Source organism: Xenorhabdus koppenhoeferi (genome assembly GCF_900116635.1).
Lineage (GTDB): Bacteria > Pseudomonadota > Gammaproteobacteria > Enterobacterales > Enterobacteriaceae > Xenorhabdus > Xenorhabdus koppenhoeferi.
The window spans coordinates 15,796-32,509 of sequence record NZ_FPBJ01000034.1 but is presented as its reverse complement, the minus strand read 5'-3'; the positions used below and the strand labels follow the sequence as shown (position 1 = coordinate 32,509).

At 44.6% G+C, this 16,714-nt stretch carries 13 protein-coding genes and 1 tRNA gene; 6 read left to right on the top strand and 8 right to left on the bottom strand.

The genetic code is table 11. From position 1 onward, the window contains the following. Positions 1–515, top strand: a 515-nt coding sequence (locus BM329_RS11130) for an IS630 family transposase (protein ID WP_245759041.1), incomplete at its 5' end; no start/stop codon positions are given. Between the two features lie 18 nt (positions 516–533). Beyond that, positions 534–1,697, top strand: a complete 1,164-nt coding sequence (locus tag BM329_RS11125; RefSeq protein WP_092553070.1) for a site-specific integrase — start codon at positions 534–536, stop codon at positions 1,695–1,697. A 14-nt stretch (positions 1,698–1,711) separates the two neighbouring features. Here the strand turns inward: BM329_RS11125 and BM329_RS11120 are convergent. The 4 genes from BM329_RS11120 to rpsU all read right to left on the bottom strand — a co-directional run bounded on the left by BM329_RS11120 (position 1,712) and on the right by rpsU (position 6,329). After that, positions 1,712–1,787 (bottom strand) — tRNA-Ile (locus BM329_RS11120). Positions 1,788–2,095: 308 nt separating this feature from the next. Continuing rightward, the gene (gene rpoD, locus BM329_RS11115) at positions 2,096–3,946 is read right to left on the bottom strand and encodes an RNA polymerase sigma factor RpoD (RefSeq protein ID WP_092553067.1); all 1,851 of its coding nucleotides are present in this window, start codon (positions 3,944–3,946) and stop codon (positions 2,096–2,098) included. A gap of 304 nt (positions 3,947–4,250) precedes the next feature. After that, on the bottom strand, positions 4,251–5,999 hold the full coding sequence (dnaG, locus tag BM329_RS11110) for a DNA primase (protein ID WP_092553064.1): 1,749 nt from the start codon (positions 5,997–5,999) through the stop codon (positions 4,251–4,253). Between the two features lie 114 nt (positions 6,000–6,113). Continuing rightward, the gene (gene rpsU, locus BM329_RS11105; protein ID WP_092553061.1) at positions 6,114–6,329 is read right to left on the bottom strand and encodes a 30S ribosomal protein S21; all 216 of its coding nucleotides are present in this window, start codon (positions 6,327–6,329) and stop codon (positions 6,114–6,116) included. A 445-nt stretch (positions 6,330–6,774) separates the two neighbouring features. Between rpsU and tsaD the strand changes: the two genes are divergently transcribed. After that, positions 6,775–7,827, top strand: a complete 1,053-nt coding sequence (tsaD, locus tag BM329_RS11100; protein ID WP_092553058.1) for a tRNA (adenosine(37)-N6)-threonylcarbamoyltransferase complex transferase subunit TsaD — start codon at positions 6,775–6,777, stop codon at positions 7,825–7,827. 163 nt (positions 7,828–7,990) lie between these two features. On the opposite strand, the gene BM329_RS11095 is transcribed toward tsaD, so the two are convergent. Together BM329_RS11095 and plsY are read right to left on the bottom strand one after the other, a co-directional pair. Continuing rightward, positions 7,991–9,031 carry a zinc-dependent alcohol dehydrogenase family protein gene (locus BM329_RS11095; protein ID WP_092553055.1) on the bottom strand — a complete coding sequence of 347 codons (1,041 nt, stop codon included), beginning with the start codon at positions 9,029–9,031 and terminating at the stop codon, positions 7,991–7,993. Positions 9,032–9,460: 429 nt separating this feature from the next. Further along, complete coding sequence (plsY, locus tag BM329_RS11090) at positions 9,461–10,114, bottom strand: glycerol-3-phosphate 1-O-acyltransferase PlsY (protein ID WP_092553052.1); 654 nt, start codon at positions 10,112–10,114, stop codon at positions 9,461–9,463. Between the two features lie 109 nt (positions 10,115–10,223). Between plsY and folB the strand changes: the two genes are divergently transcribed. After that, complete coding sequence (gene folB / locus BM329_RS11085; RefSeq protein WP_092553049.1) at positions 10,224–10,577, top strand: bifunctional dihydroneopterin aldolase/7,8-dihydroneopterin epimerase; 354 nt, start codon at positions 10,224–10,226, stop codon at positions 10,575–10,577. 82 nt (positions 10,578–10,659) lie between these two features. On the opposite strand, the gene BM329_RS11080 is transcribed toward folB, so the two are convergent. Together BM329_RS11080 and BM329_RS11075 are read right to left on the bottom strand one after the other, a co-directional pair. Beyond that, complete coding sequence (locus BM329_RS11080) at positions 10,660–11,844, bottom strand: multifunctional CCA addition/repair protein (RefSeq protein ID WP_092553046.1); 1,185 nt, start codon at positions 11,842–11,844, stop codon at positions 10,660–10,662. A 27-nt stretch (positions 11,845–11,871) separates the two neighbouring features. After that, positions 11,872–12,492, bottom strand: a complete 621-nt coding sequence (locus BM329_RS11075) for a TIGR04211 family SH3 domain-containing protein (protein WP_092553079.1) — start codon at positions 12,490–12,492, stop codon at positions 11,872–11,874. A 323-nt stretch (positions 12,493–12,815) separates the two neighbouring features. On the opposite strand from BM329_RS11075, the gene BM329_RS11065 reads away from it, so the two are divergent. Continuing rightward, a complete protein-coding gene (locus BM329_RS11065; protein WP_092553040.1) occupies positions 12,816–13,790 on the top strand; it encodes a CYTH domain-containing protein in 975 nt (324 codons plus the stop codon). Between the two features lie 56 nt (positions 13,791–13,846). Then, positions 13,847–16,687: a bifunctional [glutamate--ammonia ligase]-adenylyl-L-tyrosine phosphorylase/[glutamate--ammonia-ligase] adenylyltransferase gene (gene glnE / locus BM329_RS11060; RefSeq protein WP_092553037.1), complete on the top strand. Its 2,841-nt coding sequence runs from the start codon at positions 13,847–13,849 to the stop codon at positions 16,685–16,687. Positions 16,688–16,714 lie beyond the last annotated feature (27 nt).

Below are 16,714 nucleotides of genomic sequence, written 5' to 3'. Positions count from 1 at the left end.
CCGCTGACGAACACGCTCGTCAGGTATTTGGCGAGCGTATCCGCCATCATGAGCAGGCGGGCAAACAGATTGTTTATCTGGATGAAAGCGGCTTTGAGCAGTCCATGCCACGTACGCATGGCTATTCGTTAAAAGGGTCCCGCTGTTTTGGTTTACATGACTGGCAGCACAAAGGCCGCATTAATGCCATTGGTGCTATCATTAAAAATACCTTTGTGACCTTAAGTTTGTTTGCCGGAACCATTAATGCGAATGTGTTTCATGCCTGGCTGACACAAGATTTGTTGCCGAAGCTCCCTAAGGGGACAGTGATTGTGATGGATAATGCCCCTTTCCATAAACGCGGTGACACGCGAAAAGCGATAACCGATCACGGATGCCAGTTAGAATGGCTTCCGCCTTACAGCCCAGATTTAAATCCTATCGAAAACAAATGGGCTGAAACAAAAACAACAAGAAGACGAGAAAGATGCTCTATTGATGAGCTGTTTACAGAGCATGTGACTTATGTCTGATTATATTGATTCTGCTATATGTCAATATTCCGCAGAAACAAGACTTGGTACGCCGACATCACGATCCCGGGCGGCAAGAGAATTAAACAATCTCTTGGCACAGAGGACAAGCGGCAAGCACAGGAATTGCACGACAAACTAAGAGCTGACTTATGGAGAGTCGATAAGTTGGGGGACTACCCTGATATTACATTTGAAGAAGCATGTGTAAGGTGGTTAGAGGAAAAGTCTGAGAAGAAGTCAATAGACAAAGATAAGGGCATGATTGGGTTTTGGTTACTCCATTTCTCCGGAATGATTATAAAAAATATCACGGCAGAGAAAATATACACCACAGTGGCAAAAATGGAGAACCGTAAACATCTGGAAAATTGGCAATCCAAATGTGAATCGAATAAAAGGAAGGGTAAAGATATTCCTGTCTATACCCCAAAACTAGCAGCGAAAGCCACAAAAACACTGCATCTGGCGTTTATAAAGTCCCTGCTCAGGGCAGCAGAGAGAGAATGGAAATGGATAGATAGAGCGCCAATTATCAGAACCAGTCAGCCTAAAAACGGACGAATACGATGGATAGAGCATCATGAAGCGAAAAGGTTGATTGATGAATGCCCAGAGCCATTAAAGTCTGTTGTGAAATTTGCCTTAACAACCGGATTGAGAAGATCAAATATCATTAACTTGGAATGGCAACAAATAGATATGCAGCGAAAAGTTGCCTGGATATACCCAGAAGACAGCAAATCAGGCAGAGCTATAGGGGTAGCCTTGAATGATACCGCGTGTCAAGTATTGCGTAACCAGATAGGCAACCATCAAAAATGGGTGTTTGTACATAAGAAATCTGCCAACCGAAGCGATGGAACGCGAACGCCAGTGATCCGTAAAATGCGAGTCGATGATAATAAGGCATGGAATTCTGCATTAAAAAGAGCCGGAATAGAAAATTTCCGGTTCCACGATTTGAGGCACACATGGGCTAGCTGGTTAGTGCAAGCTGGTGTTCCATTATCAATTCTACAGGAAATGGGAGGCTGGGAGTCAATCGAAATGGTTCGTAGATATGCACACTTGGCACCAAATCATTTAACTGAACATGCAAGACACATAGATGTGATTTTTGACACTCACGTCCCGTCTACGTCCCAAGCCTCAATTATGGCTCAAGCAAATAGCATGTAAGTTACTGATAATTCTGGTGGCCCCTGCTGGACTTGAACCAGCGACCAAGCGATTATGAGTCGCCTGCTCTAACCACTGAGCTAAGGGGCCATTGAAGTAGGAGGATTATACGGTACAGTTTGGTATTAGGTCTAGTCCCCAAAATTCATATGCGCATTTTACATACAATAATCAGTATCTTTTAACGTATTTCAATCAATTGGTAGTAATCTGATCTCACTTTTAGTGATGCTGGTCATTTTTTCAATAAAAATTTCTGATTATTTAATATACTTTGGTCATGCTTTCGTCAACAAAAGCTTCAGATTTATTATGGCTTTAGCCAGTTTAAGTAGCATCAGCTTCTTAAACATAAAACCACCCGCTATGCGGGTGGTTCTGATTAGCAAATTCGTTGATTAGTCATCAAGGAAGCTGCGCAGTACTTCAGAACGGCTTGGGTGACGCAGTTTACGCAGGGCTTTCGCTTCGATCTGACGAATACGTTCGCGGGTTACATCAAATTGTTTACCCACTTCTTCCAGTGTATGGTCAGTGTTCATATCGATACCAAAACGCATACGCAGAACTTTAGCTTCACGTGCGGTCAGGCCAGCCAGCACGTCATGAGTTGCAGAACGCAGGCTTTCTGAGGTTGCAGAATCCAGAGGCAGTTCGAGAGTCGTATCCTCAATGAAATCGCCCAGATGTGAATCTTCATCATCACCGACTGGTGTTTCCATTGAGATTGGCTCTTTGGCGATTTTCAGTACCTTGCGGATCTTATCTTCTGGCATCATCATACGTTCTGCCAGTTCTTCCGGTGAAGGCTCACGACCCATTTCCTGCAACATCTGACGGGAAATACGATTGAGTTTGTTGATGGTTTCAATCATATGTACCGGGATACGGATGGTACGCGCCTGATCAGCGATAGAACGGGTGATTGCCTGACGGATCCACCATGTTGCGTAAGTTGAGAATTTGTAACCACGACGGTATTCAAATTTATCAACCGCTTTCATCAGACCAATATTACCTTCTTGGATCAAATCAAGGAATTGCAGGCCACGGTTGGTATATTTCTTCGCAATCGAAATAACCAGACGCAAGTTGGCCTCAACCATCTCTTTCTTCGCTCGGCGGGCTTTCGCTTCACCGATTGACATACGACGGTTGATATCTTTGACCTGTTCAATTGTCAGGCCAGTTTCTTCTTCGATCTGGTGTAACTTCTGCAAGCTACGCATTACTTCTTCTTCAATTTCCTGCAACTTATCAGACCATGGCTTGTTCATTGCTTTTGCAGCGGTGAACCATGTGTCAGAAGTTTCATTGCCAGAGAACAGAGTGATGAAGTTTTTCTTCGGCATTTTGCACTGTTCAACACACATCTTCATGATTTGACGCTCTTGAAGACGTACGCGATCCATCATGGAGCGCATGTTGTTGACCAGATAATCAAATTGTTTTGGCACCAAACGGAACTGTTTGAATACCTCAGACAGGGTTAATATTTCTGCTGCGGTATTTGGATTGTCACGCCCGTAATTTTTGATTACCTGACGAGTAATTTCATACTGTGTGCGCAATTCCTGAAACTTCTGGCGAGCCAATTCTGGGTCAATGCTGTTATCATCTTCAGTATCAGAATCATCTTCACGCTCTTCGTCATCATCTTCATTATCGTCGTTAAGCTCTTCCTGAGGAAGTTCTGAGCCGACATGAGTGGCTGTTGGTGCGAGATCTTCTTCTGCATTAGGATCAACGAAACCCGTGATCAAATCGGACAGACGGCTCTCGCCAGCTTCGACACGGTCGTACTGTTCCAGCAGGTAGGTGATTGCTTCTGGATATTCAGCAACGGAGCACTGTACTTGATTGATGCCATCTTCAATGCGCTTTGCAATGTCAATCTCACCTTCACGAGTCAGTAGCTCCACCGTGCCCATTTCACGCATGTACATGCGAACTGGATCAGTAGTACGGCCGATTTCTGACTCGACACTGGATAACACTTGCGCAGCCGCTTCCGCCGCGTCTTCATCGGTGTCGTTTGTGTTTTCTGCCAACATGAGATCATCAGCATCAGGTGCTTCTTCCATTACCTGGATGCCCATGTCATTGATCATTTGGATGATATCTTCTATCTGATCAGAATCGACGATATCTTCCGGCAGATGGTCATTGACCTCAGCATAGGTCAGATAGCCTTGCTCCTTACCTCGGGTGACAAGTAGCTTTAGCTGTGACTGCGGGTTTTGCTCCATAAGACGGTATCCACACTTCAGAGTATTGGTTGGTGTTCGGTCGGCGAAACAAATATGCCAACAATAACATTTAGGGGCGTTTTCATTGTATTGCCGCAGCCCACAATAGCGACAATTGTAGAGCTATCTCCCTACCTAATGCGGCACTTAAGCCGTGAATTCTGTATCAGTGTTCTTAATCTTGGTTTAGTTTAGAATCTGTTTCATCAAGCTATATTTTTATCAAAGCGTATTTGCATCAAAAATATTACACATGCAAATGTATTGAGTGAGTTAATTGATATAGTCTTGTTGAAGCAAATTATTATTTCCTCGCACCAGACTCCGTAATTAAGCGGACTTCTTCGCGCTCTTCTGATGTCAAGCCTTCAGTTCTGCCTTTGGCAATCAGAAAATTAAAACGTTCATCAAGTGCTGATGCGAAAAGATGGTTCAACGCATCGCTGAAAGTTTTTTCAGCAATCTCTTCTACTTGTATATCGTTCCATGCAGCGAGTTTTTCAAGCTGTTTTGCGTATTTATTATCGCGATACTGCTCCAAAAGCTGACCGGTTGTTAAACCCGGTTGAGCAAGACACGTGTCGACAAGCTCAATGAATAACGGTAACCCCGCTATCTGAGCAGAAAACATTCCCTGTAATGAAGGAACTAATGTCGCTAAATGCGGATTTTGCACCAACAATGCGATAAGGATTCGCATTGTTGTTGGCTTCAGTTTTAGCGCCTGATATGCATTGGTATCTTTTTTGACAAGTTTTGCCAAAGATCGTTCCAATTGTGTTGTATCAGGTATGCCTAGTAACCTTCCAATCTCTTGGAGTAAATAGAGCCGCAACGCTTCCCCAGGAACTTGACTAATCAGCGGCATGGCAAGCGAACTGAGTTTAGTAGCCCCTTCTGGGGTACTCAAATCTACTTGTGGCAATAGAGACTCGAACAAAAATTCAGATAAGGTCAATGCTTTTCCCATTCTCTGTTCGAAAATCTCTCTGCCTTCTTTGCGAACTAGTGAATCTGGATCTTCGCCATCAGGCAAGAACATAAAACGTAATTGCCGTCCATCATTCAGATAGGGCAGCGCGGTTTCCAATGCCCTCCATGCGGCATCACGGCCAGCACGGTCGCCATCGTAACAGCAGATAACACTATCCGTTGTCCGAAAAAGGAGTTGAATGTGTTCGGCTGTCGTGGACGTTCCCAGAGAAGCCACAGCATAGTCAATGCCAAACTGTGCCAGCGCAACAACATCCATATAACCTTCAACTACCAATAGCCTTGAAAGCGCATTGTGGTTTTGTTGAGCTTCATAGAGTCCGTATAATTGCCGGCCTTTATGGAAAATTTCTGTTTCCGGTGAGTTCAAGTACTTGGGAAGTGCATCTCCCAGAACTCTTCCCCCGAATGCAACTACTCGACCACGGCGATCTCGAATTGGGAACATAACACGTTCACGGAAACGGTCATAAGTCCGACCATTCTCATTCGTGACCAGCATTCCTGCATCGTTTAGCTGTTTGCGATCTTCAACGTTATGGGCAAAGCGTTTCAGAGCGTTATCCCATCCCGCTGGTGCGAAACCAATGGCAAAATGCTGAATTATCTCTTCACTGAGTCCACGTTGAGCCAGATATTGCTGGGCTGACTGAGCATTAGGTGTATTCAGTGAATGCTGATAGGAACTGTTTAGCTTCTCCATCAACTGATAAAGATTTTGCCTTTGGTGGCGTTCGATTTGACCGCCGCCGGAACCTGCTTCGTAAGGCACTTCCAGCCCGTGCATTGCTGCCAGTTCTTCAATGGATTCGACAAAGCCCAGCCTGTCATAATTCATCAGAAAATCAATAGCATTGCCATGCGCGCCACAGCCGAAGCAATGGTAAAATTGTTTATCACCATTAACAGTAAATGAAGGGGTTTTTTCGTTATGAAAAGGACAGCACGCTTGATGGTTTTTGCCTTTCTTTTTGAGAGGCACTTTGACATCGATCAAATCAATGATATCGGTTCTTGCTAATAAGTCATTGATAAATGCGCGTGGAATTCGTCCAGCCATAAGCCCTTTTACGCCTGTTGATGAACGAGAATAAGCCGCACTTTCTCTGGGAAAGCACGGCCTTTAATTGCAGTAGTTTGTCAATACAACCACTATGCGGATTGACCGCAAGGATTAGTACAAACGAGTGCGGCGTGCGTTTTCACGAGCTAACTTTTTAGCATGACGTTTAACAGCAGAAGCTTTAGAGCGTTTGCGTTCAGTCGTTGGTTTTTCATAGAATTCACGACGACGAACTTCTGCTAATACGCCTGCTTTTTCGCAAGAACGCTTAAAGCGACGCAGTGCTACGTCAAATGGCTCGTTTTCACGTACTTTAATTACTGGCATGTGCCTCTCACCTCAATAGAAATCGGGTTTGTCGCTGGCGGGATAGTGCCAGCCGTCTTTAAAATGGTGCGGAATTTTACTTCAATGAACACGGCTTTGTAAAGTGCCGAGGAAAATTGAAACCTATAACGCAACGGGCTATAACATGCTTTTTTGTATACAAAAAAAGCAGCCTTGCGTCAGCGCTATTAACATTAACCACACAGGAGATTCAAGTAGGGTACTGATTATAGACTAAACAGGAAAAATAGCCAGCCTATAAATAGTCCGGTTAAGCCATCATTCAGTGGGGCGAATACAGGTTATGAATAGTGGGTATAAATAGTGGTTATAAACGGATAGTGGTACACTTATGCCCGATTTAGGGGAATACGATATATGAATTCATGTGCACCAAGAAATATGAATAGTATGGTGACGATAGAGTGACGAGACGAAAAGTACAATGCGAGTTTTAGGTATAGAAACGTCCTGCGATGAAACTGGAATCGCAATTTATGATGACAGATCCGGTCTGCTAGCCAATCAACTTTACAGTCAGGTAAAACTGCATGCTGATTATGGCGGTGTTGTGCCGGAACTGGCATCGCGAGACCACATTCGTAAAACGGTTCCCTTGATTCAGGCAGCTTTGAAAGAAGCGGGGCTGACAAATAAAGATATCGATGCCGTTGCTTACACTGCGGGGCCTGGTTTGGTTGGTGCATTATTGGTCGGGGCAACTATTGGGCGTTCACTGGCGTTCGCGTGGAATGTACCGGCTATTCCCGTACATCATATGGAAGGCCATTTACTGGCGCCGATGCTGGAAGAAAATAGCCCTGAGTTCCCTTTTGTTGCTTTGTTGGTTTCTGGTGGTCATACCCAGCTTATTAGTGTAACAGGAATTGGTGAATACCAATTGTTGGGGGAATCCATTGACGATGCTGCGGGTGAGGCTTTCGATAAGACCGCAAAACTGCTTGGGTTGGATTACCCCGGAGGCCCGGCACTTTCCCGTATGGCACAGCAGGGTAAAGCCGGACGTTTTATTTTCCCGCGTCCAATGACAGATCGCCCCGGGCTGGATTTCAGTTTTTCTGGTCTGAAAACATTTGCTGCCAATACCATTCGTAATAATACCATCCATAATAACATTCATGATCATGATAATGTTGAGGATGAGCAAACCAAAGCGGATATTGCCCGTGCCTTTGAAGATGCCGTTGTAGATACGCTGGCGATTAAATGCAAACGGGCGTTGGAGCAGACGGGATTTAAGCGTCTGGTGATGGCTGGGGGAGTGAGTGCCAACGGGACATTGCGGACAAAAATGCAGGAATTAATGGTGAAACTGGGTGGCGAAGTCTTCTATGCCCGTCCTGAATTCTGTACTGATAATGGTGCGATGATCGCTCTGGCTGGCATGATCCGCTTACAAGGCGGAACCACAGGTGAATTGGGTGTTACAGTAAAAGCACGCTGGCCGCTATCGGATCTTCCTGCATTGAAGAAATGATAAGAAATGTACTGAATGACATGGGCTGACCACCGCTTGGTGCTCAGCCTTTTTCATTATTTATATTGGAACGATATGGCCTGTTTGGCAAAGTTCAGTAACAGTCGTTATTTTAGCAGGAAGAAGCAAATTAGACTTCCCCTTCCTGCTTTGAGTCATAGGTTTATTCTGATGTTAAAACAATTTTCAGTGCTTTTTCCTGAGCGGCGTTACTAAAGACTTCATAAGCTGTTTCAATTTCACTCAATAGATAACGATGCGTCACGAGTTTTTCAGGTGAAATTTTGCCGGATTGCACACTTTTAAGCAGCATAGGTGTGCTGCTTGTGTTCACTAAGCCGGTAGTAATGGTGATGTTTTTGATCCAAAGTTCTTCCAGATGCAATTCAACGGATTTTCCGTGAACACCAACGTTAGCAATATACCCGCCAGCAGTGATGATATCCTGACAGATTTTGAATGTTGCAGGTATTCCAACACATTCAATCGCGACATCGACCCCAATGCCATCAGTGATTTTTTGAATCTCTGCCACGACATTTTGGCGTGCCGGGTTGATAATTGTGTTAGCCCCAAACTGTTGGGCGACATGAAGACGATTGTCATCAGTATCAATCATAATGATGTGTGCTGGAGAGTAGAATTGTGATGCCAGAAGTGCAGAAAGGCCAACTGGACCAGCACCAATCAAAGCAATAGTGTGACCTGGCTGAACTCTGCCGTTGATGACACCGATTTCAAACCCTGTCGGTAAGATATCACTAAGCATCAATGCAGCGTCTTCATTTATCCCTTCTGGCAAACGATGTAAGCTGTTATCAGCATGAGGAATGCGTACTTGCTCAGCTTGAGTACCATCAATTTTATGTCCAAGGATCCAACCACCATCTTCACAGTGTGAATAAAGCTGACGCTTGCAGTAATTACAACTGCCACAAACTGTAATACAGGAAATAATGACTTTATCGCCCACTTTGATATTACGGACAGACTTCCCAATATTTTCAACAATCCCAATGCCTTCATGGCCTAAAATCCGGCCCTTATCTACCGTTGGAACATCCCCTTTGAGGATATGTAAATCTGTTCCGCAGATGGTAGTTTTAATAATGCGGACAATGGCATCAGTTGACTCAATAATTTGAGGCAATGCTTTTTCTTCCCAATGTTTTTGACCTGCTCCATGATAAACAAGTGCTTTCATAAAACCCCCTTTCACAGATAGTTTATATTTTGCACTATAAATCTAGCGTATTATTAAGGTTAAAATAATGAGTGGTTCAAAAAACACAATCATTTTCACAAAACAATAAAGGGTTGTATACACAATGGATTTCAAGTTGCATCGCGACGGCAAGAGAGCAAATCCCCGGGAGCATAGATAACTATGTGACCGGGGTGAGCGAGCGCAGCCAACAAAGAAGCAGTTTGAAAGACGAAGTATATAAAAGTAATTTTATGTCATATTTATGGTTATAAATATAGATTTTACAGATTAATTTGATGTTATCTTCTATTTTTTCATGATAACGATAGAAGTAATCGTGACGTTAGTCGGGAAACTTATTGTAAATGATGAAAATAATATATTCTATATTAGCCAAGAAAGCCCCTTGTTGTGGGGCTTTTGGATTCAGTCGTCTTGTTGTTCTTTTGTGGATTGAACTTTTTCTTTATCCGTCATGTCTTGTTTCTTTTTTAATTTCTGCCGGATACGGCTTTCTTGTCCACGCCAGAGACGCTGGATATTATCGTGGTGACGTACTAAAACCAAGCACGACAACATTGCTACAGGGAAAGTGAATTCAGGTTTGAACCACCAGACGTAGAAAGGAGCAACCAGTGCGCTGACAATGGCACCTAGTGAGGAATAACCGCTTAACAGCACAGTCAGCAGCCATGTCCCAGAGACTAATCCCATAAGATCCCAGCCAATGGCAGCAATGGCACCAAAAGCGGTTGCTACGCCTTTTCCCCCCTTGAAATGGAAGAAGATGGGATAAATATGCCCCAAACAGGCAGCAATAGCGATAATACCTAAGTAAAATGGCGGAATGCTGAGTTTGTATGCCAGCCAAACCGGAATAAGCCCTTTGAGGACATCACAAATCAGTACTGCCAATGCAGTCCATTGACCACCGATGCGCAGTACATTTGTTGCTCCAGGGTTACCGGAACCATGTTGGCGGGGGTCGGGAAGCCTTGCCAAACGGCATATCAATATCGCGCTGGATATAGAGCCACATAAGTACGCGAAGATGATCATGCCAAGTGCGATTGCACTCATAAGATATCTCCAATGAATAAGAGTCGTTTTATTAAGTCTAACAAAGGATAATACGCACATTTCGCCGGAAGTGGTATCTGGCGGACAGAAAAACGGGGAAAAGGTAGTGATGGATATCGTATTTATTAACGAATTAACGGTGATTACCACTATTGGTGTTTATGATTGGGAACAAACGATTAAACAGAAATTAGTGTTCGATATCGAAATGGGATGGGATAACAAACGCGCCTCTTCCAGCGATAATGTCGAACATTGTCTGGATTATGCCAGGGTCAGTGAAGCCGTAATTCATCATGTGAAAAGCCAGCGTTTTGCGTTGGTCGAACGGGCAGCTGAAGAAGTGGCAAATATCTTGCTGAATCAATTTCATTCACCTTGGGTAAAGATCAAAGTGAGTAAACCGGGCGCTGTCGCACAGGCAAAAAGTGTTGGTGTGGTGATTGAGCGGAGTGCAGGTTAACTGATAAATCCTTCCGATGATGACATAAAAAAGCGTCCCAACGTTATGGCTGTTTTGGGACGCGTGTATTTGGCACCAGAAATTAATTTACCGACCGCTGTTTCCAGTTTGTGATGGCAATATGTCGCTGACGTTCTAACTCTGTGCGTATTTCCGCGCCCTGAAACCCACGGGCAATGACTTCTTGAACGTTTACCTGACTGGCAATAGTAAACACTTCGCGTAAATAATTTCCTTGCAGATAAGCCGAGGTTTCTGGAGCTGTGTATCCACGGCTGTCTGCTTCGCTGCAAATAATTAATTGTTCAATTCGTTGCGGCTTACGCCAGGCATCAACGGCATTAAACAAGGTCAGCAGGTCTTCGGCAGGCAATTGTTCTGCGTTATGCACCCAGTCGAGGTATTGCGTCACAATCGCAGCCAAATCACGGGCTGCGTTGGGAATGCGCAACCGCTCGCCCATTTGCCTTACGGGAATGATTCCGACATGGCCACATAATGAAGCAAAACGAATATCGATATCTTTACTCAAGTGAGCAGACATTTGTAAAACGAGCAAGGAATGAAGGCCGGCATCAAGTGCGATGTACGATTTTTCTCGTATTTTTTGCCGCAGAGGAACACCAAACAAATTATCGATCTCAGAAAAAAGAATTGCCATCGCACCGCAATCACGCAGAACTTGAAAATAGACTTGTGGTGATTGTGACGTGAGGGCTTTTTCTGTTTCCCGCCAAACTCGTTCAGGGGTTAATGCTGACAATTCACCACTCGCCACCATTTCTGTGATGAGCGATTGCGTTTCCGGTGCGATTGAAAATCCTAAATGGGCAAAGCGGGCGGTAAAACGAGCCAAACGCAGAACACGCAGGGGATCTTCTGAAAATGTGGCTGAGACATGGCGCAAGGTGCGATTTTTGAGATCATTGATGCCATGATAGGGATCGATGATTTCGCCTTCTGGCGTTTGTGCAATGGCGTTAATCGTTAGATCACGACGCAGCAGATCTTCTTCCAGAGCCACATCGGGAGCCGAGTAACAGGTAAATCCGGTATATCCTTGTCCTGATTTTCTTTCTGTGCGTGCAAGGGCATACTCTTCGTGGGTTTTAGGGTGCAGGAAAACGGGAAAATCTTTCCCGACCTGTTGATACCCTTGTGACAGGAGTTTTTCTGGATTGCCACCAACAACAACCCAGTCCCTTTCAGTCACGGGCAGGCCCAATAATTGATCGCGAACGGCGCCGCCAACCAAATAGATTTTCACTCTTCTTTCCTTAAAATCAGCCTTAAATCAGCTCATCCAGCGATCTTTATTTTTACGGCGTGGAATAATGTGTGGCAATACAAGGCCCAAAAGCAAGCCAATTCCCGCAACACCACCGCCATACATAAACCACTGTAGAATAATTTCTCGTTGCTTATCATCCAGTTGCAAGTTAGCAACTTCTACCTTTTTCTCAGCTACTGTCAATTTGCTTTGGAGTTGAGCATTCTCTTTTTTCAGATCATTGATGATTGCATCACTGGTTGCCACTTTGTTTTGCAACTCTGCGGTACGTTTATTCCACGTATCATCAATATTCTCCAGATTGTCAGTCAGCGTTTTGATCTTCTGTTCCATGACAGGAATGCGTTCACGCAGACTTGGAACATTGCTAAGTTCACTTGATAGTATCCAGCTTATACGCCCTTTTTTGTCTTTTATCTGTAAGAAGCCATTTTCTGATTTTGCATTGAGCAGGATAACTTCCTCACCGGAGTTCACTGAGCCAATGATTTTGTTTTTAATACTCGGCCCGCTACGAATATAAGCTGACAGCTCATCAGAAACATAACGTTTTTCTTCAGCTTGTATGGATAATGGGAGCGTAAAACTCAGTAACAGGATAAATAATCGATGTAGTTTTTGCATTCTGTGTTCAACTGTTTTTTGTGTATGGGCCAATTGTGATTCAAGCTACTTGTGATTCAAACTACTCAAAGGATAGTAAAGAGTTAAGTTTGTGGGTGCAATCAGTAAACCAGAATGAGAACTTTCTCAACTGGCCGAATACAGACCTTGTTAGGTTTTTTTTTGGCGAAGTAAGTATGATGATTGTTGAGATAATGCTCTATTGTGGTTTATTTGCACTTTTTTATAAAACAAAATATGTTACGAAATAAAGTATGTTACGAAACAATGTGTGAACAGGGTTAAGAAAAAATTCTGTTATGTGACCTGAGGAATAAAAAAATATGAGTTCTAGTTCTGTAGAAATAGAGTTGAAACTGTCTGCTAAGCCTGATGTGATAGCCGCAGTTCGCCAGCAGTTATTTCAGTTTCCTCATCACTATACTTCACCACAGCACCTGACTAATATTTATTTTGAGACGCGGGATAACCAATTGCGGCGTTGGGATATGGGACTGCGCATCCGTGGTTTTGACGGGCAATATGAGATGACGATTAAAACCTCAGGTAAAGTGATTGGTGGATTGCATCGGCGCCCTGAATTTAATATCCCATTGCACCACCCTGAATTAGATTTAGCTCAATTTCCTGCCCATATCTGGCCTGAAAACATCAATCTTACGCACCTGCAGGCGCAATTGGCCCCATTATTCAGTACCGATTTTACTCGTGAAAAATGGCTTGTAGCCTACGGACAAAGTGAAATTGAAGTGGTGTTGGATCAGGGAATTATTTTCATTGAAAATCAGCCTACTGCAAAGCAGACATTACCCATTTGTGAATTTGAGCTGGAGCTAATAAGCGGGAATGTCACCGATGTTTTGTCATTGGCAGATAAATTAGCATCACAGAATGGCTTGCGTTTGGCGGATAAAAGTAAAGCGGCCCGGGGATATGCGCCTGTGCATGGTCTGTCGCATAAAGCGTTGCCAAGTGTGCCTGATGAACCGGAATGGCAGCAACCATTGTCTGCGATCCTCTCTGAAATTCTGGTGCAATGGCAAGAGCAGGAAGAAGGATGGCTGGCGGGTCTGGCAGGAGGTAAAGTGGGACTGGAACGGGTTTTTCAATGGGTGCAGCTGTTGACTGAAAAGCGACCGGAGAGTTTACCCGAACTTGGCCTGTTACCTGAGTTATTACCTGAATTAAAACAGGCGTTGGCAGCGACCAGCGCAGATGCTGAAACCGTGTGTTACAGCACTTCATGGCTGCAATGTAAGCTGGCGTTAACACAGTGTTTGATGGCTCAACCTCAGTAAGTTCTTTCTGTTACGCTACTAAATGGTAATATGCGGTAATTAAGGAAAACTCAGTTATGTTGCCTCTCTCACCACCTTTAGCTCAACAATTGCAGCATATCGTTGCAAATATCCAACTACTGGAAGGAACGGCAGTACCCTTTACACTGGATGAAAAGGCCGTACTGTCATTGAGTGATTTTGTAGCAGAAAATTTACTGTCACATCCTGAATGGTTGGATGATATCCGCCAAAATCCTCCCCGGCCGGAGGAGTGGCAGCATTATTCTCCTTGGCTGGCTCAAACGTTATGTACGGTAAATGATGAAAATGATTTGATGCGAGTTTTGCGTCTGTTTCGTCACCGAATGTTGGTGAGGATCACATGGTTGCAGGTATTGCGACACAGTACGACAAAACAGACATTGCAGCAGTTGAGTATGCTGGCTGAAACCTTGATCCTGGCGGCTCGTGACTGGCTTTACCCGCGTTGCTGCCAGGATTGGGGAACGCCCACTAATAGTGAAGGAATGGCGCAACCGTTATTGATTCTTGGCATGGGGAAATTGGGCGGGGGAGAATTAAATTTTTCCTCTGATATCGATCTTATTTTTGCTTATCCAGAAAATGGCGTAACGCAAGGCGGGTGCCGTGAAATGGATAATGCCCGGTTTTTTACCCGATTAGGGCAGAAGTTAATTAAGGTGCTGGATCAGCAAACGGCAGACGGATTTGTTTATCGCGTTGATATGAGGTTGCGCCCATTTGGTGATAGCGGGCCTTTGGTATTCAGTTTTCCGGCATTGGAAGATTATTATCAGGAACAAGGTCGGGATTGGGAACGTTATGCGCTGGTAAAAGCGCGTATTTTAGGTCATGGCGAGCAGGAATATTGTCAAGAACTACGCCAGATGTTGCGACCGTTTGTTTTCCGTCGCTATATTGATTTCAGTGTGATTCAATCCCTGCGCAATATGAAAGGCATGATTGAGCGGGAAGTCCGTCGTCGTGGGTTAAGAGATAATATCAAATTAGGTGCGGGCGGGATTCGGGAAATCGAATTTATCACGCAAGTCTTTCAGCTTATTCGTGGGGGAAGAGAGCCAAGCCTGCAATCCTGCTCATTGCTGCCGACATTAAAAGCGATTGAAGAGTTGTCTTTATTGCCGTCGGAACAGGTGAAGCAACTTGAAGAGAGTTACTTATTCTTGCGTCGGCTTGAAAACCTATTGCAATCAATTCATGACCAACAAACGCAAACTTTACCGAAGAGTGAATTAGATCGTGCTCGCTTGTCTTGGGGGATGGATTTTGCCGATTGGAGTGAATTGATGGCCGAAACCGAATGCAAGATGAAGGCGGTGCGGAAGATTTTCCAGCAACTGATTGGCGATGAAACTGATGAAAATGGTGAGGAAGCCAGCTATGTGCCCTTTAAGGGCTTATGGCAGGAAGTCCTGAATATAGATGAACTCATGTCACAGGTTTCCCATCTTTCTGAGACAGAAGCCCAGAAGATGCTTGATGTAATTACGATTTTCCGCCAGGACTTCAGTAAACGCACTATTGGCCCACGAGGGCGGGATATACTTGACCAATTGATGCCGCGCCTGTTGGCTAAAATTGGGGAGCGGAAAGATGCCAACACAGTTTTGGAAAGGGTTGTCCCCTTGTTGCTCAGTATTGTCAGCCGAACAACTTATCTGGAACTGATGCTGGAATCAGAGCAGGTCATGATTCATGTTATCCGTTTATGTGCTGCTTCCCCGATGATTGCCAGTCAGCTTACTCATCATCCGCTTTTATTGGATGAACTACTCGATCCAAAATCACTGTATCAACCATTACCGATGGAAGCTTATCGTGATGAGCTTTATCAATATCTGCTGCGTATTCCTGAGGATGACGAGGAACAATTGCTGGAGGCGTTGCGCCAATTCAAACAAGCCCAATTATTGCGGATTGCAGCAGAAGACATTGTGGGGGTTCTGCCAGTGATGAAAGTGAGTGATCACCTGACTTATCTGGCTGAAGCCATTATTGGTGCTGTTGTGCAGCAAGCGTGGAATCAGATGGTAAAACGCTACGGTGCCCCAGCTCACTTGTCGCAACGTCAGGGGTTGGGTTTTGCCATTATCGGGTATGGAAAATTGGGGGGTTGGGAACTGGGTTATCGTTCTGATTTAGACCTCGTGTTTTTGCTGGATTGTCCAATGGGCGTGGTGACGGATGGCGCTCGTTCCATTGATGCCCGCCAATTTTATTTACGTCTTGCCCAACGCATCATTCACTTATTCAGTACCCGAACGGCGTCGGGGATATTGTATGACGTTGATGCTCGTCTGCGGCCATCCGGTGAGTCTGGGATGCTGGTCAGTACGCTTGAAGCCTTTGACGATTACCAGAAAAATGAAGCATGGACTTGGGAACACCAAGCGTTGATTCGGGCACGTATGGTGTTTGGTGATGAGAAGATGCGTAATGATTTTGAACGCATTCGCCGGGAAACATTATGTCTTCCTCGCGATCCTGATCTTCTGCGACAGCAAGTACGTGAGATGCGAGAGAAAATGCACCGACATTTGGGCAGCCATCAATCTGATCAGTTTGACATTAAAGCTGATCCGGGAGGAATAACGGATATTGAATTTATTGCTCAGTATCAGGTTCTGCGCTATGCCGCCGAAAATGCCAGTCTGACACGCTGGTCTGATAATGTGCGCATATTCGAATTGATGGCGAACCATAATATTATGGAGGATCAGGAAGCGATGGCTTTGACGCAGGCTTATATTACCATGCGTGATGAATTGCATCATTTGGCCTTGCAAACGTTGTCCAGCCGAGTTTCCGCTGACCATTTCAGCACACAGCGAGCGTTGGTACGCGAGAGTTGGCAAAAGTGGCTTGGTGACTGATAAATTGCCTGAATTGTTGCTTTTCAT

What these genes read in the sequence shown, in the direction of transcription:
- BM329_RS11125 (WP_092553070.1), top strand. Translation starts at nt 534, where the DNA reads ATGTCAATATTCCGCAGAAACAAGACTTGGTACGCCGACATCACGATC.
- rpoD (WP_092553067.1), bottom strand. Translation starts at nt 3,946, where the DNA reads ATGGAGCAAAACCCGCAGTCACAGCTAAAGCTACTTGTCACCCGAGGT.
- dnaG (WP_092553064.1), bottom strand. Translation starts at nt 5,999, where the DNA reads ATGGCTGGACGAATTCCACGCGCATTTATCAATGACTTATTAGCAAGA.
- rpsU (WP_092553061.1), bottom strand. Translation starts at nt 6,329, where the DNA reads ATGCCAGTAATTAAAGTACGTGAAAACGAGCCATTTGACGTAGCACTG.
- tsaD (WP_092553058.1), top strand. Translation starts at nt 6,775, where the DNA reads ATGCGAGTTTTAGGTATAGAAACGTCCTGCGATGAAACTGGAATCGCA.
- BM329_RS11095 (WP_092553055.1), bottom strand. Translation starts at nt 9,031, where the DNA reads ATGAAAGCACTTGTTTATCATGGAGCAGGTCAAAAACATTGGGAAGAA.
- plsY (WP_092553052.1), bottom strand. Translation starts at nt 10,114, where the DNA reads ATGAGTGCAATCGCACTTGGCATGATCATCTTCGCGTACTTATGTGGC.
- folB (WP_092553049.1), top strand. Translation starts at nt 10,224, where the DNA reads ATGGATATCGTATTTATTAACGAATTAACGGTGATTACCACTATTGGT.
- BM329_RS11075 (WP_092553079.1), bottom strand. Translation starts at nt 12,492, where the DNA reads ATGCAAAAACTACATCGATTATTTATCCTGTTACTGAGTTTTACGCTC.
- BM329_RS11065 (WP_092553040.1), top strand. Translation starts at nt 12,816, where the DNA reads ATGAGTTCTAGTTCTGTAGAAATAGAGTTGAAACTGTCTGCTAAGCCT.
- glnE (WP_092553037.1), top strand. Translation starts at nt 13,847, where the DNA reads ATGTTGCCTCTCTCACCACCTTTAGCTCAACAATTGCAGCATATCGTT.